Origin of the sequence: Chitinophaga sp., from assembly GCF_035538455.1 — a bacterium.
Taxonomy (GTDB): Bacteria; Bacteroidota; Bacteroidia; order Chitinophagales; family Chitinophagaceae; genus Chitinophaga.
On sequence record NZ_DATLKJ010000210.1, the window covers coordinates 63,055 to 80,062 of the forward strand.

Genomic DNA, 17,008 nt, shown 5'->3' on the forward strand with positions numbered 1-17,008 from the left:
TCATTAGAATTGAGCACCGATACCAAATGTGAAACTGCGGGCGGCAGGATAGCCGTTAATATCGTCCCTGCCAAGTGAAGTGACGGTTTCAGGATTAGGTCCAGAATAGCGTGTCAGCATCGCCACGTTATAGGCTGTGAGATAAGCGCGCAGTAGCCGTAGTTTCATCTTTTTCATGAACCCAAGGTCACGGAAGGCATATGCCAGCGTGATCTGGTTGATCTTGAAGTAAGAACCGTCTTCCATATAGAGGCTCTGGTCGAGGCGGTTGGGTGCTACGAGGGCGTCATGATAGAATGAGCCTACATCAGCAGGATGTGTGGCAACGTCACCAGGCTTCTTCCAGAAATTGATCAGGCTCAGATCGTAGATGTTAACGGGACCGGCGGCAGTACCATCGCTGGAGAGTTTGTCAGGATACTGCAAACGCCATATTCTGGCAGCTATTGCGTTGTTCATGATACTGCGTTTGATGAGATAAGAACAATATACACTGAGTGAGATATTCTGATAACTGAATGTGTTGTTGAAGCCACCTGTCACCAGTGGATCGGGGTTACCCATGATTACGTAATCGGCAGCGCCCAGGTTGTAATCGCCGTTGAGATCGCGCCAGATGGGATCTCCGGCCTGGAAGTACTGGATGCCGCTTCCGAGGAATGCTTTGTAACGTACGCCCCTTATGGGATCTACAGGTACGTCGTCAGTTGTTCTGTATACGCCCTGGTTCTCATACAGGAAGTTGCTCAGCGGATTGCGGCCTACTTTCAGTGCTGTGGATTGATAGGTGTTGTTATCGATCTGGAGATAGAACTGTTTGCCGCCGGGCAACTCTGTTAAGAGGCCCTGATTAAGCGCTGCGTTTACGCTCACGGTCCACTGGAAGCCTCTGGGATTCAGGTGTACTACGGGGCGGCCGGTGATGGATATTTCATGCCCGTAGTTTACGAGAGCACCACCATTCATCTGTACTTTACCGAAACCTGTTGCATCGGGGAGGAAGAGATCACGCACAATGTTGTAGTTGCGCTTGAAATAAGTGTCGTAAATGATTTCCAGTCTGCCATGTAAAGCACCCAGATCCACGCCGAAGTTGAACTGTGATGATTTCTCCGGTTCCATGCCGGGATTTGCCATGACGTTGAAATTAGGTGTAATAGCTGCGCTGTTGTTATAATTACGGTAGGCATTATATACGCCGAGTGAATTGAGAATGGTAGCAGTAGGGCGGCTATTAACGCCATAGGTTACACGAATAGAACCGTAGTCTATCCAGTTGAGTTTACGGAAGAAATTCTCTTTCGAGAAGTTCCAGCGAAAGCCAATGGACGGATTTTTCGTATATGGGTTGTTGATACCTGCCGACGAATTTCCGTCCAGGCGGTATGCAAGGTCCAGACTGTATTTGGTACGATAGTTATAAGAGAGGAATCCGGCCCATGACGCTGCGTGGTACAGAAAGGAAACCGGTGTTCCGTTGACATTGACACCATTGGCATCATTCCAGGGGTTGCCGGGATAGAAGCGTGGAGAATAGCCGCGCGGCCCCCAGTAGAAATCGTTGGGGCCATTCCTTACATCCCGGACATGCTGATTGTCTGTTTTGATATTTATTTCGCTGAATACGCTGGCATATACGTTATGCCCTTTCTCAATATCCAGGCGATTGCTGCTGTAATTGTAGTTTACGCCGTTGCGTGTGTTCAATTCGTCGTGCCGCCCTACAAAGCCATAGAGGCCGGTTTGATTGTTGTTGGCGAAGGACTGGCTGAACCGGTCGCGGGTATCTGTGTAGTAGTCATATGAAGTGGTGGAGTTGATGCGCAGGTTGTTGATCACTTCATAATCTACATCCAGAAAGCCACGGATGTTCACTGTATTGTTATCATCTATGTTATTGGAATATCCGTCGAGTTTGGGATTGCCTACGAATCTGGAAGGGCCAGGCAGCAGGGATGAGGAGAAGGCATCGCCGGCGCCGTTGCCGGTAAGTCCTCCGCCATTGCCACGTTGCTTCTGCCCCAGCGCACCGAATAACTGTGCACCGATACGCAACCGCCTGTTAGGTTGCATATTCAGCTGCATGTTGAGGCTATATTTATTGAAGCCGGTGTTTTTCAATACACCCTGATTCATCTGGTAAGCGAAGTTGGCTTTGTAGTTCATTTTCATGTTACCGCCGCTGATCTGCACGTTGTTATTGGTGTTCGTAGTTGTTTGATAGAATAGTCCCTGCCAGTCGGTGGAGTTATTGTAGAAACTGTTAAGGCTGTCTGTAAGGAACTGTGCGGCTGCCAGTTTGTTGCGGGCATCCTGTATATCACGGCTGTTTTCGAGAATAGAATTGATACGATACCAGCGCTCGAGGTTACCGCCCCAGGTGGGTCTCAGTTTTGGGGGCAAGTTGACAAACACGCTGCTGTTGATGTCGATCAAAGGGGTGGGGGAGTTACCGCGTTTGGTTGTTACGACGATTACGCCGTTGGCGCCTCTGGACCCATAGAGTGCTGTTGCCTGCGCATCCTTCATGATCTCGATGGACTGAATGTCTTCCGGTGGAATCAGTGCCAGTGGGCCGGTTGCAGCGCCAGGTTGCAACATGGATTGAGATATGCCGCCGTCAAAGTCCACGGGTACGTTATCAATTACCAGCAGGGGATTGTTGGTGGCCAGATATGCCTGATCGCCGCTGCCGCTTACATTCAGCTGAGATATGCCCCTGATGGACATTGTGCCGCGGAAACCCGGTGCGCCGGTATTGTTCTGAATATTCAGCCCGGCTACCTTTCCCTGTAACAGTTCCTGCACGCTGGATACCGGAACATCCTGGAGGTCTTTCCCTGAAATGACTGATACAGAACCGGAAACTGTTTCTTTTGTACGTTTTTGGTAACCCACGATCACGGCCTCTTTCAGGGATTTGTTCTCGGCAGTCAGCGTTATATTCATCACTGCTTTATCTGCCTTCACGGTTTCAGTACGATAGCCTATATACCTGAATTGCACCGTTGTGCCGGCGGCGATATTAATCGTGAAATGGCCCTGCGGATCAGTAAGCCCGAGGCCTTTGTTATTTCGTGTATCTATGATCGTTACTCCGGGCAGGCCCTCGCGGGTGGCGGCATCTGTAACCCGCCCCTTAATGGAGATATTTTGCGCAGACAGATAACCAACTGTGAGAAGTAGTGTTATCAGTGTCAGTATGTACCGTTTTATCATGGCACCACATTTTTAGGTTGCAGAATAAGGGTTAGTCGTTCGTGAATTTGGGGGTGGTTTTAAATTTGAATATGATGTCCCAGCTACCCTGTTCAAAGATTCCGAACGTCAGCGATACAGCTGCTTTCTTGCGGAAGCCGAATGACACGCGGTCATAGGTGAACGAAATGGACGCGCGTTCGTCGCTGCTGCCCACATCGGCCAGCACCGGGAAGGGATTGGGGATGTCAAAGGAAACCTGTGAGCTGTCTGTTGCCATCGTCCGGTTAAATGCAAACAGTATGCGGCCATCAATGATCTTGCTGTTGTAGTACAGGCTGTCCCATTGCATGGTGTTGAACAGGGATAGTTTTATTGGTAATGAATCCTTATCGAAGAATTTAAAGGTGATGGTATTTTTCTGTGAGCCTGTTTTGCGGAAGTATACATTTACAGCGTCAGACTTGATCTCGTTATTCAGTGCATCATTTAACCCGGACACGCCGGGATGTATGATGCCACCGTCTTTTTCTTCCTTGCGAATACCTGTCTGGTCGTTGAATTCATAAGGTTCATAGGGCCTGGGTCTTCTTATGTCCAGCTTTCTTTTCTGAAAGAGTTTCTCTCCTCCTTTATTTTTCACTCTTATATCAAAAGTGTATATCCCTGGTTTTATGCTGGAGGAATCGGTATTCCAGAAGACCACATCGCCGGAGTGCGGGCGGATGTCTAGTGCGGGGCGGTTCTCCCGGATACGTTTAGCATTGATCTCGTCTATGCTTTTTTCGTTTCCGCTGTAATACTTCTGCCATTGCCAGGCAGGTACCGCAGTAAACAGTTCCGGTGCGGGACTGCCGTCTGCACGCTGTGGATTTTCGATAGTGAAGTCGAGCGGTTGTGTGGAATAATCAGGATTAAAGTTGCCGATGGCAACGTTGGTGCGACCAATGTTTACCTGGTATTGATCTTTGTTGAAGCTGACATTGTCGCTGAAGTAATCTTTCTCTTTGGGCAGCATCTCCTTGTAACAGCCAGTGGTTAGCGCAGAGAGAAAGATTAACATGTATAAGGGAAATATTTTTGATGACATGGTAATACTGTTTAGATTTTTTTGAAGATGTACCGGTGGAGATTGAAGTTGCTTTTCTCGATGAAGAACTTCAGGTAATGTTTGCCTGCCGGGAGTTTCACATTAGCGAATACGCCTTGCCAGTTTTGCCAACCTCCGGTGTCCGGGAACGTTATGGGGCCGCTCATATCTACCTCATCGATCAGCAGGTGAACGATACCGCCACCGGGTCCGGCTACTCTTATTTCTACTTTGTAATCACCCGCTTCTGCGATGTCTACGGTATAGCGCAGCCACTCTGACCCTCTTGTCCAGCCTACATTGTACCGGCCTCCCGGACTTCCTCCGTCGGTATTGCCTTCCGAACAGTTTTCCATATCCACATCTTCATTGCGGTATTGTCCGCCGGTATTGCCTTTGTCGTTATCATGATAAGCGATGCCTTCACCTCCTTCATCATAATCCGGTGCTTCCACAATACCCGGGATGGGGATGGGGTAGCCCAGGAATGGCCCCTGCAAAGGTTCCAGTGATTCCGGGAATGCTTTGCCTACAAAGGAAGTGAACCCGAATACATGTTTGCTTTCGAGGATGTGCATCATGCCGTTCTTTGTTTTTACGTCCACATTTTGTGTGGTGGCTACGGACCAATCTTTAGAGAAACGTGAGTCATTTTTATCGCTGTAGAGCACCAGTTGCGTACCACCGTTAACGGCGCCGGACGCGTTGGTGCCGGAGGTTTTTCCATTCATGGCATGGCCGTAAAGGGAGATGAGATCAGTGCCATCGGCATAACGGAGCGAGTCTGCGTTGACAACGCCCCGCACGATGTACCGGCGCAACAGGCTGTCCCACACTTTCAGCGGCACGCTATCCAGTGTCCAGTTGCCTTTGTATCCGAGTTTGCTGCGTGTGAAGTTGAGGTTATACAGGGCAGTGGCAATGCTGATGTCTTGTGGTACGAAGAAAGTGACTGTTTGATTCTTCAGCGTATCTGTCAGCTTCGTCCTGTCTATCAGCAATACCAGCGTATCATACAGATCTCCCTGTTGCTTCAGGAAGTCGTAGGTGCTTACGGGTACTTCAGATGCGGGTTTTGCATTCCTGTAATCATCCATTCCTTTTTCGCATCCCCAGTATGATATGATGAGCAGGAGTAAGAGAAATTTTTTCATGGCGGATAGAATTATTTCCAGAAATTATTTTGAACAAGCGCCGGATTGTTGGACAATGCTTCTTGCGACAGCGGCCAGTAAACAGCGCCATTGCTTACATCGGCAGCAGTAAGCCGGGTGTATTGCGGTACCTTTTTGAAATGAACGAGATCATACCAGTACCATCCTTCCCCGATCAGTTCCCGCCTGCGTTCCAGCAGGATAGCATCGAGCAGGGCATTCCCCTTTACCAGTGCGCCGTTTACATTTTTCAATGAGCGCCTGTTACGAACGGTGTTGAGATCATCTACGGCATTGTCCATTCCAAGCCTGGCACGACATTCTGCGCGCAACAGGTATAGTTCTTCATAGCGAAAGACGATGATGCACGATGAATACAGCTTCAGTGTGGGGTTCTTTACATCGTTATTGATCTGTTTCATCTTGTAGAACATGGGGAATGCTTCTTCCATCTTTGTGAAGAAATACTGCGGGCGTTGGTCATGGGCTTCACCATAGATGTTGAGGATTGAGTCTTTTGATACGTAGATCTCAGATTCCCGCTTGGGAATGTAGGGCTCCCTGAGCGTCCAGTCTTCCAGCTGGCCGGTGGTGGATATTTCCGCGTGATCGAAGTTCATGTCTATCTGGAAGATGTTGTAATCGGTACGACCACGGAAGCCGCCGTTCAGTCTTGTGAGATCATCGACGGTGGAGAGATTGTAGCCGGTCTGGGATTGGCTGTTGATCACGATGTCTGCATATTCCAGCGCTTTGGCGTAGTTCTCTTTCCATGCGTAGATATGTGCGAGCAGTGTGTATGCCATGCCTTTGGTGGCAAAGATGGATTTGTGATGACTTTCCCCCTGGCCGCGGTAGTCGCCCTGTTGTTCGGGGGATTGGCCATTATATTTCCATGGCAGTCCTTCAATGGAGGTATATGCTTCCGCAGCGGCATAGTCGAGTACTTTCTGCTGGTTTTCCCGCGGTATTTTTTTCGCAGATCCGTCGGCGGTAGTTGTTACCAGTGGGACATCGCCCCATATCCTTACCATGTAATAGTAGAGGAAGGCCCGGAGGTACTGTGCCTGTGCGAGATCCAACCGCATATCGTTTGGGGAATAGCGGTAATCGCGTTTTACGACTTCCGGGAGTTTGTTGATTGTGAGATTACATTGTGCGATGGCGGCATAGAACCGGCGCCAGTCGCGCCACTCGGCCATTGTGCTGAAACTGGCGTTCAGGTTGCTTTCGGCAGCAGCTTGTAAATCGCCGCGGCGCGTTACCTGGAAATCGCGTCCGCGGAGGTCGCCGTATACCCAGTGTGCATTTTCATTGGCCATGGCGGCGCGCAGCAGCGCATAACAGGCATCGAGGCCGGCGCGGGCATCGTTTTTATTCTGCCACATATTATCTTCGGTGAGTGCGCGGTGCGAGGGGATGTCCAGCATTTTTTTGCAGGAGATGAAACCCACTGCCAGCAATAGTATTATAGCATTGAATATCTTTTTCATAAGATCAGAATTGAAAGTTGAAGCCCACGGTGAATGTGCGGGGGGCAGCCCAGTTGTAGTATCCTTCATCATATCCGAAATAGCTGACAGCTTCAGGATCGCCGCCTTTGTATCGTGTCCAGGTGAGGAGATTATTGCCGGTAGCGTAAATGCGGAGGTATTCGATTCCTGAGCGTTTCATCCAGGCGGAATGCAGGTGCCAGGCGAGTGTTACGGCGCGCAGCTTAATGAAAGAAGCATCTTCCAGGAACAGTGTCTGGTCGGGCTGGTAGGCATATACGGCGCTCCAGGGGTTGTATAGCGGAATTTTGCTGTAGTCGCCCGGAACCTTTTCCCAGTAGGTGATTTCCTTAATACCTTTTGGATCGTCCACCCCTTCGCGGTTGGCAAAATCAAAACGATTGGCCAGGACTTCATTGATCACTTTACGGCCAAAGGAATAATTCAGGAGAAAACTCAACTCTATATCGCGGTAGCGGAAGGTATTGCTGAAGCCTCCCGTGGCAGCGGGTGACATCCTGCCGGTAAGGATACGGTCCTTATCGTTGATGTCGTAGTTGCCATCGAGATCTTTCCATTCCGGATCGCCTTTCTTCAGCGGGAGGCCCTGGTAAGACATTCTTTTACCGGTAGCGGGATTAACGGGGACATCGTTGTCTGACTGGTAGATACCTTCATTGATCAGCAGCCAGTAGCGGTCTGTTGGCTTTCCAACGAGGAAACGGTGATGATCTATGACGAGGTCAGTAAGCCCGTCAGGCAATGACAGCAATTTATTCTGATTGGTGTAGACGTTAAGGGCAGTGGTCCAGGTGAATTTCCGGTTGCGTATTACATCTGCTTCAACAGAAAATTCATAACCATAATTTCGTATCGCCATACCGTTTTTAATGACGCCGGTATAACCTTCCTCTTCCTGTGTAGGTACCTTCAATACGAGATTGCGATCTGTTTTGCTGTAGATGTCCAGGGACGCGCGGATGCGGTCATGCAGGAAAGCTACGTCCAGGCCTCCGTTCAGTTGTTCTACATATGGCCAGGTAGTGCCTGGCGCTACGTAGCCGGTTCCAAATGCGGCATTGATAGCGGGGAAGGCGTTGTAGGTAGACATATTGGGCGTGCCTGTCCAGCCAGCATCCACGTTGTATATAGGACCGCCTTTGTACAGTTCGTCCATCAGGAGCCGCCCTACGCGACCCCAGCTGGCTCTGAGATTCAGGTTACTGAGCCAGGAGGACTGCAGGAATTTCTCGCCGGAGATTTTCCAGGCGGCAGACACTGTCGGAGACATCAGCCAGCGCTGATTTGCCGGCAGATAGGAAGTTCCGTCTCTTCTTACATAAAGCGTCAGGAAATATTTCTGTTGATAGTTGTAGCCGGCGTTCAGATAGAAGGAGGCGAGATTGGACTGCGTATAGTCTTTGGCGTTAAACATCAGCCGCAGGTTGGTGAAGCGCCCTTGTTTGTTGTCATCATTGCCGGGCTGGTATATTTTGATATAATCACTTTTCCCTTTATAGGCCCTGCCATAATCATAGCGCCATTTATCCCACTGGCTGTATTGGCCTATCACTACATCGAGGTGATGATGCTGTGCAAAGGTCTGCTGGAATCGCAGTGAGTTGTCGAGCACCAGCCGTTTGCTGAGTCCATCGAAGTTGGACACGAAGCTGTTGCCTTCGCTCAGGGCGGTGGGTACGAAGTAGTCCCGGAAGTTCTGGCCGTAATCAATGGCGAAGCGTGTGTTCCAGGTGAAGTGTGAGAGGAAGCTGTATTGTGCATTGGCAATGATGCGTGCGGAGTTGTTTCTGTTTTTGTTGATGCCATTGGTGAGATCGGTGTAGTATTGTTGCAGGAATTCCTTGTTGGGCGACAGCGGCGTTTCGTAGTTGAAGAGATAATCTTCATCGCCGGCTCTGTCGCGCAGAAATTCATTGCGTTTACGATTCAGCGTGGCCACACCGATGTAGGTGGAGAAGACAAGATTGCGTATAGGTACAATGTTGATACCGAAGTTTACATTATAGCGTTGCAGTCCTGTTTTATCTGCTACGCCCTGTTGGGACGATTGCCCGATGCTGAAGCGGAAGCTGGCAAATGGGGAGCCTCCGCTGACGGAGGCTTGTATGCCTTCTGTGAAGGCATTGCGGTAAAAGAGATCGTCCCAGTTGGCGGGGCCAAAGTAGCGTGGTTGCGAGGAGTCGGCGAGGTAACGTGGGAAGTTGCGCCATTGTGTTTCGTTGGCATAGCGCCGGTAGAAAGGCAGACGGAAGTCGCTTTCATATTTGCCATTCACAGCATCGGCAGCGGGCCGTAAGGATATGCCGGCATAAGCATTTACGGATACCTTCATCTGGCCTACCCGCGGGCCTTTGGTGGTGATATTGATAATGCCGTTAGCAGCCATGGGGCCGTATTTTGCGCTGGCGGCAAAATCTTTCAGCACTTCTATGCTTTCAATATCATTGACGTTGATAAACGACGACAGGTTGGTTTCTGTGCCCAATCTGTTGAAATCGAATCGCTGTATGTCGTATGCAAAAGCGTGATCTGCTATGAGCGGGATACCATCTACAACATAGGTAGGCTGCAGGTAGAAGAGATCACTGTTCTTTAACAGCAGGGAGGAGGTGCCGCGGATAAAGATGCTGTTGCGTTTTCCCGGTTCTGCGGTGGGCGTTCGTATATCCACTCCCGTTACACGGCCAGTGAGCATCTGGTCGATGCTGGTGTAGGGCATCATTCTCAGCGAGGACATATCCGGCGATGATATGGCTGCTGGTACTGTTTTTAGCAGGAATAGCTCATTGTTGGGAATGATGCCTGAAGAGTCCCGGGCTTTTACGGTTATCCTGCGCAATGCGGCAGAGTCGACCGGGGTGCTGGTGGTGTCCCTGCTTTTGAAGAGTACGCCCTGTGCATATACAGGGGTAAAGGCAGGGAATGATGCGATGGTAAGCAGCCAATAGTAAATCTTTTTCATACGCACTTTTTTTAGGCATGAAAATTCCGGGCGCAGGAATAGCCTGCGCCGATGAAGTGTTTGTTCGGATAGCGGGGGGCAAAAGGATACTGTTACCTTTCCAGGTTTAATTTGACTCCCCGTAAAGTGTTAACTGCGGGCTATTTCAGCGATTAGATACATAGCGGGCAGCAAAGCTGGCACACGGATCAGGTATGCGGATTGGTTCCAGGTCTGGTCATGGGAAAAAAATTGATTAACGTGAAATTTACAATACGGTTCTTCAGTACTCACTGTGCTGATATGCAGGGCACATTGCTTCTTCATCGGGGCTACAGGTGCATATCAGGGAACTATCTCTGATTTTGATTGACTTAGTTTTTCAAAAAAATGCTACTTAACCAAATGTAAAGAGCTAAACCGATTTTTCATAGTTTTTCAACATTTATTTTTCAAAGCTGCTGTATTCGGCGGTTCTCCTTTGATTAATCAAGGAAAAGCTTGCAGCTTTTCCTTAAATTACAGATACCATATTTTTATTCTTCACTTAAAGACACTACTAATACTATTACATTATGGCAAAGAAGAAAATCTTATTACTTACGGGAGATTTTGCAGAAGATTATGAGACGATGGTTCCGTTCCAGATGTTGCAGATGATAGGACATGAAGTACATGCTGTATGTCCGGATAAGGTGGCCGGTGATAAAATCAAAACGGCGATTCATGATTTTGAGGGCGACCAGACTTATAGTGAGAAACCGGGGCATGGGTTTGTGCTCAATGCCAGCTTTTCAGATGCGGCGGGCGCTGATTATGATGCGCTGGTGATTGCGGGTGGCCGTGCACCTGAGTATCTGCGTCTTAATAAGAATGTGCTGGAGCTGGTGAGGCATTTCTTTGCGGAGAATAAGCCAGTGGCTGCGGTGTGCCATGGTATTCAGATCCTGACGGCTGCAGATGTGGTTCGTGGGAGGAAGCTGACGGCTTATCCAGCAGTGGGACCTGAGGTGACTGCGGCAGGGGGGACATATGTGGGAGTGAATGTGTATGAGGCGGTGGTAGACGGTAAGCTGGTGACAGCTCCGGCGTGGCCAGCGCATCCGCAGTGGATTGCGGCCTTTCTGCAGGTGCTGGGTACTACTATTGAGCCATGATTTTTATATATCTGTAATTAATTGATTATTATGCTAATAAAGGATATATAAATTATCTTTCTACAGATTTTCAAATTATACTGTCATTGCTTACCTTTGCAGCCGAATTATGGGATGATATTCTGTGATTCAGCATTGATCATATAATTTGAAATTGATTTTCACATATGTCCGGACAGCTTAAAGAAGTTCGTAACCGAATCAAATCTATTCAATCTGGCCAGCAGATCACAAAAGCCATGAAAATGGTGAGTGCTGCTAAATTAAGACGTGCACAGGATGCTATTATTCAGATGCGCCCGTACGCCTTGAAACTCCAGGAAATGTTGCAGAATATTGTTTCCAACAGCGAAGGCAATATTGATACGCCGCTGGCAGCGCAACGTGCAGTTGAAAGGGTGCTGATTGTGGTAGTGACTTCCGACAGAGGTCTTTGTGGCGCTTTCAATTCCAACCTGATCAAAACCACCAAGCGAGTGATCCGTGAGAAATACGCGGAGCAGTTTGCGAAAGGCAATGTGCAAATCCTCCCTATCGGTAAGAAAGGTTATGAGCACTTCCTGCAGAATGGTTATAAAGTGAATGACAAATTCTGGCAGATGTTTGCCAACCTGACCTTCGAGCATGTGAAAGAAGCTGCTTCCATAGCGCTGAACGGCTTTATCGATGGTACTTATGATGCTGTGGAGATTGTTTACAGTGAATTTAAAAACGCAGCTACCCAGAAATACGTAACTGAACAGTTCCTCCCTATCGCGAAAGTAGAGGCTACAGAGGGTAAAGGGCTGAAAGCGGATTTCATCTATGAGCCGGAGAAAGACGTACTGATAGCTGAGCTGATGCCGAAGATCCTGAATACGCAGTTCTTCAAGGCAGTTCTGGACACACATGCTTCTGAGCATGGCGCCCGTATGACTGCTATGGATAAGGCTACTGAAAATGCGACAGAAATGTTGCGTTCCCTGAAGATCTCTTACAACCGTGCACGTCAGGCAGCGATTACTACAGAGCTGACCGAAATCGTGAGCGGCGCCGCAGCACTGGCGGGTTAAGCCTGATCCCGGGAACTTATTCACACTAAGTCAACACTGAATATTTTATATTTTCAGATTAGGGTCAAAGACTGTATTTTCGGTCTTTGACCTTTTTTTTGTAAATCCATCTTCTGTTATTATATGGAAATATCACAGCTGATCCCTCACGTGGAAGCACTCATTTTTGCAGCCGACAGGCCATTGCCTGTGATGGACATACTGGATTTACTCAATAATGCACTGGCCTTCCTGGAAGACCGTGCCACACTGGACCAGGTGGAAGCTGCTATCGACGCCATCCGCGAAAAGTATAGCTCAGAATTTTATGCCTTCGAGGTACGCAGCAGTGGCGGTGGCTACCAGTTCATGACTAAAAAGGAATACTACCAGACAGTGGCTCAGCTGAACGGCGATAAATTCCTGAAACGCCTGTCTACTGCCGCCCTGGAAACACTGGCGATCATTGCCTACCGGCAGCCTATTTCCAAAGGGGAGATTGAATATATACGTGGCGTAAGCACGGATTATTCCATCCAGAAACTGCTGGAGAAAGAACTGATCGTGATTTCCGGCCGTAGTGAAGACCTGCCCGGAAAGCCCCTGCTCTATTCCGTTTCACGTTCCTTCATGGATTATTTCGGGATCAACACCACCGCAGACCTGCCCAAACTGAGGGAACTCTTCGATGAAGAAATGGTACAACCTACCCTTATCAAAGACGAAACTGCCGCTACCGGTGAGGAAGCAGCCAGTGCCCATCACAGCCTGATGGTATCTGAAAGCGGCGAACTACTGGACCCTGATCATGAGCTGGATACCATCATGCAGGAGAATGCTGAAGAGCTGCCCGCTTCTGAAGATGAAAGCGTAGAACCGGATGATAACAGTGGAGCAAATGAGGAAAGTGATAATAATGTTGAAGAAATAGAAGATAGTGAGAGGTCTGGAGAAGAGGATAGTAATATAGAAAATGAGGTGGAGGAGAATGGCGAGGAAGATGAGGATGGAGGTGAAGAGGATGAAGAAGAAGGTGGTGATGACGAAGACGAGGAAGAAGATGATGAAGAAGACGAGGAGGAGAACGACGATGAAGATGGAGAGGACGAAGAAAATGGTGTAAATGAGAGAGATGATGAAGAGGGGGAGAATAATAGAGACGATGCTGATGATGAAGAAGATGGCGCTGATGATGAGAGTGATGAAGATGCTGATGAAAAAGACGATGATACTACCAAATCCTGATGTAGAAGCGAATTAGACGTTTACGATGCAATTATAATGGGTCAATCTCTTTTTGAGGGATGACCCTTTTTTGAGTCAGTTTGAGGCCCATGGGAGTTAGGAAGGTATGGAAACCTACCAATGAGTCTGATTGAGTTTTTCGATGGCCTGAAAAAATTAATAAAAGAATATCTTCCCAATATTCGCTAAGGTATTGGAGTTTTTGTATTTTCGGCTCCAAAATCCAATCAATCAAAATTTATAACCTTTACCTAACTAATTGTTTTTACCCTTTATCTATGTCATCAAATAATTGTCTTACCTATTTTTTGAGGGCTTGTGCTCTGATTTTTTTTCTCCCTTCTATTTGCTATGCCCAGGTAGATTTGCCATCAGGCAGAGCTCAGGTTGATCTGCCATTATATAATTACAGTGATGGGGATAAACTTGCTACTAATGTCAATCTGGTTTATACGGACGGAGCTGGCATTAAAGTAAATAAGGTAGCATCTGATGTCGGCCTGGGATGGGAGTTGCAGTCAGCGGGTTCGATTTCCAGAATTACACGGGGAGAACCCGATGATCAGAAAGGAGGAGTGATAGATGGGGAGCTATTTGCTACCGGAAATCTATATACGCCTTATTACTCGCGATCATCGGCGCCATATGGAATGGGATGGATTCCAATTGTACAAGGCCGTCTCGACTATTTTAAATATAACGAAGAGGTAATTGCTGACAGGCAACAGGATGAATTTATATTCCAATTTGGAAACAGATCGGGACGTTTTGTGATAGACAAGGAACAAGTATTCCATATACTTGATGACTCCAGGTTGAAAATTGAAAAGATAGAAGAAGACATGACTGCAAATGGTATTCTTACCCGCATTAGCAAGTTTGTTGTTACTGATGAATCCGGAGTCAGATACACATTCAATGAAAAGGAAACCAGCAGGATTATATCGTATCAAAATACAGGAAGAAGAAGATTCTATCTTAATCCTGCTCCCACTAATCTGAGCACTTATATAGGGTTTCAAAGCAGTAAAGTAAGCAATTATTCTGTAGTTAATTGCTGGAAACTTACCGAAATAGCAGATCCCAAAACGGGAAAGAAGATTAGTTTTACCTATGATGGTTATAATGTGGACTATATTTCTAGTCTGGACGCGGTAGAAACCATCAGTCCGGGAACTGATGGCGACGAAGTAGTGGCAATGAAGGTGGAAGCCAGGGTTATAGGCAGCTTGAAGCGCATTACGGGTATAGCATTACCTGATGATTCAAAAGTAAAATTTACTTACGCAGGTACTCCCAGGGTTGACCTCTCAGGCGCCAACGCACTATTGAAAATTGCTGTGGAACGAGATAATAAAGAACTATTAAGCTACCAGTTCGTTTATCAGTATTTTTCTAGGGCGGAATTGAGAGATTTTAATTACTCCTTTCCTACAGCTGAGTTACCAAATGCAAGATTATGTCTTAACAGTGTAACAAAAACTGGTAATGGTAATTTATCAGATAATCCCTATCGCTTCAACTATTATATAAGTTCACCCGGGGTGCCTGGGAGGTTGGCTGCTGGAGCTGACCATTGGGGATATTACAACCTGGATTTCGGTCCATGGGACACAGACGAAAACCAGTTTAATAATCTGAAAAGGATAGCATACGGATCGAAACGTCTAATTTGGAAGGTGACAACTATCAGGCAGGGATTGTTGAAAAGCGTGCAATATCCAACCGGAGGATCACTAAATTATGACTACGAAAATAATACTGCCTTTTCCGGTAATAAAGATGTTCTGACCGGAGGTTTAAGGGTAAAAAAAATAACGTATAATGATGGTGTTAATGCCAGTCCGGATATTGTGAAAGAATTTGCATATACGACGGAAGATGGCAAATCTTCCGGATGGGGATACGAAGAGCCGAAATATACCTGCAACTCCAGAACAAAATTCACAATTCCTACCAAGGGGACTTTTTCAGTAGCTGGTCTGGCACGTGATCTTGCTCTATCGATAGTTCAGACTGGTTTCTACAATTATTCACAATATTACAATCCCCATCACGACGCAGAGGGCTTAACTACAAGTACTATTGTTGCAACACTGATTATGTCGGCTCTGTATTATGTTGTTAGTGACATATTCTTCCCGTCAGAAAAGGAGGCAGATATAACAGCTACATGTAATTCCAGCTTGTACGCAAAACTTATCAATCCTTTACCCGGCACTTATTCACGGGTAACAGCCTTTGAAGGCGATATAAGCTTAAACAGAGGCAAAACAGTCTATGAATTTACAACCGACAAGGATTTTCCCATTCTGTTCCCAAATGAGCCACAAGCCGGAAGGCCGAGATATATCAGCGGCTTATATGGATTACTGAAACGCAAAAGAACCTACAATAGGAACAATGAGATCGTAAGTGAAGAATATAACAAATACGATGCTACTACAAAGGAACTTAACCACTCCTTGAACTATTCAGTTAACTATGAGGTAGTTAGGGCTATTGCTTGTCCATCAAACTACCTGGCTGGGAGATATCACGATATTATAATCAATACCTCTGAGTTCTATCCCTTGGTAGGACGACCACAGCTCAGATATAAGGTTAAACGCAGTTATAATGGCAACAGCACATTCAACGAGGTAAGGACCGACTTTACCTACGATACCAATTTTAATTTGAAGAAAGAGATAACTGTTAACAGCCTGGGAGAAAAGATCGAAAGACGTATATATTATCCCTATGACTATAACATTCCGGGCATATTAACCACGCTAAAGACTGACAGTATATTGTCTGTGCCTGTATCATCAGAAACATGGCTTCTTGCGGACGGTACGGAGGATAGGTTGATTGGAGCGGAAATATCCAATTTGACGACATTAAGCAATGGTGCCGTGAAGCCTGATAAAATGTATCGCCTTATGAGCAAGACACCAGTTCCGAAAAGTGTAATTGGCGATTTCCGTCCAGATGTGCTGATCAGAAACACCGACCTGATGAAAGCACAGGAGCAGATGGTTTATGATGGAAACGGAAATATTGTGGAGAGTGTAATGGAGGATAGAATAGAAACCAATATATATGACGATCGCAAAGAGACACTGATTGCCAAAATTATGAATGCAGCTCCCTCTGATGTAGCCTTCAGTAGTTTCGAAAGAAGGGCTAAAGGGACCTGGACTATAACCCCCTCGGGAGCAGCAGGAGAATACCTTACAGATCTGGCTTTTATGACAGGAAGCAGTTCACTTAACCTAGCTGCAGTATCCAGCTTAACAAAAACAGGGCTGAACAGCGGCAAAAAATATATTCTTTCTTATTGGACACAAGGGGGGACTGTAAGCGTAAGCGGGGGCAGCATTACGAATGAAACTATTGCGGCGGTTCACAACGGATGGACTTTGAAGACCATGATTTTCTCAGGTACTGCCAGTATAAGCATTAATGGAACAGGCAATATCGATGAATTACGACTTCATCCTGTTGATGCCACCATGATTACCCAAACATATGATGAGTTCAAGAACCTAACATCTATAACCAATGCAACCAATACAATTTCCTATTATGAATACGATGGTCTAGGAAGGATTCTGTATGTGAAGGATGCGGACGGGAATATTATACATGCATATGAATACCAATACAAGTAAACAAATTACCATCTTGTTTTTT

The 17,008-nt window shown here is 47.0% G+C and carries 9 protein-coding genes; 4 read left to right on the top strand and 5 right to left on the bottom strand.

The window, feature by feature from the left end; translation table 11 throughout:
- Nucleotides 1-3 precede the first annotated feature (3 nt).
- Genes VM802_RS24900 through VM802_RS24920 form a run of 5 tightly spaced genes read right to left on the bottom strand, consistent with a single transcriptional unit; the run spans nt 4 to nt 9,918 of the window.
- Nucleotides 4-3,219, bottom strand: coding sequence for a SusC/RagA family TonB-linked outer membrane protein (locus VM802_RS24900; protein WP_325535762.1), 3,216 nt, complete (start codon nt 3,217-3,219; stop codon nt 4-6).
- 31 nt (nt 3,220-3,250) lie between these two features.
- Nucleotides 3,251-4,261, bottom strand: coding sequence for a DUF5007 domain-containing protein (locus VM802_RS24905; RefSeq protein WP_325535764.1), 1,011 nt, complete (start codon nt 4,259-4,261; stop codon nt 3,251-3,253).
- Between the two features lie 38 nt (nt 4,262-4,299).
- Complete coding sequence (locus VM802_RS24910) at nt 4,300-5,442, bottom strand: carbohydrate-binding protein (protein WP_325535766.1); 1,143 nt, start codon at nt 5,440-5,442, stop codon at nt 4,300-4,302.
- An 11-nt stretch (nt 5,443-5,453) separates the two neighbouring features.
- On the bottom strand, nt 5,454-6,935 hold the full coding sequence (locus tag VM802_RS24915; protein WP_325535768.1) for a RagB/SusD family nutrient uptake outer membrane protein: 1,482 nt from the start codon (nt 6,933-6,935) through the stop codon (nt 5,454-5,456).
- 4 nt (nt 6,936-6,939) lie between these two features.
- Nucleotides 6,940-9,918, bottom strand: a complete 2,979-nt coding sequence (locus VM802_RS24920) for a SusC/RagA family TonB-linked outer membrane protein (protein WP_325535770.1) — start codon at nt 9,916-9,918, stop codon at nt 6,940-6,942.
- Between the two features lie 554 nt (nt 9,919-10,472).
- On the opposite strand from VM802_RS24920, the gene VM802_RS24925 reads away from it, so the two are divergent.
- The 4 genes from VM802_RS24925 to VM802_RS24940 all read left to right on the top strand — a co-directional run bounded on the left by VM802_RS24925 (nt 10,473) and on the right by VM802_RS24940 (nt 16,986).
- Nucleotides 10,473-11,054, top strand: coding sequence for a DJ-1/PfpI family protein (locus tag VM802_RS24925; protein ID WP_325535772.1), 582 nt, complete (start codon nt 10,473-10,475; stop codon nt 11,052-11,054).
- Between the two features lie 167 nt (nt 11,055-11,221).
- Nucleotides 11,222-12,106, top strand: a complete 885-nt coding sequence (gene atpG / locus VM802_RS24930) for an ATP synthase F1 subunit gamma (protein ID WP_325535774.1) — start codon at nt 11,222-11,224, stop codon at nt 12,104-12,106.
- A 123-nt stretch (nt 12,107-12,229) separates the two neighbouring features.
- Nucleotides 12,230-13,330 carry an SMC-Scp complex subunit ScpB gene (gene scpB, locus VM802_RS24935; protein ID WP_325535777.1) on the top strand — a complete coding sequence of 367 codons (1,101 nt, stop codon included), beginning with the start codon at nt 12,230-12,232 and terminating at the stop codon, nt 13,328-13,330.
- 278 nt (nt 13,331-13,608) lie between these two features.
- Nucleotides 13,609-16,986, top strand: a complete 3,378-nt coding sequence (locus tag VM802_RS24940; protein WP_325535779.1) for an RHS repeat protein — start codon at nt 13,609-13,611, stop codon at nt 16,984-16,986.
- Nucleotides 16,987-17,008 lie beyond the last annotated feature (22 nt).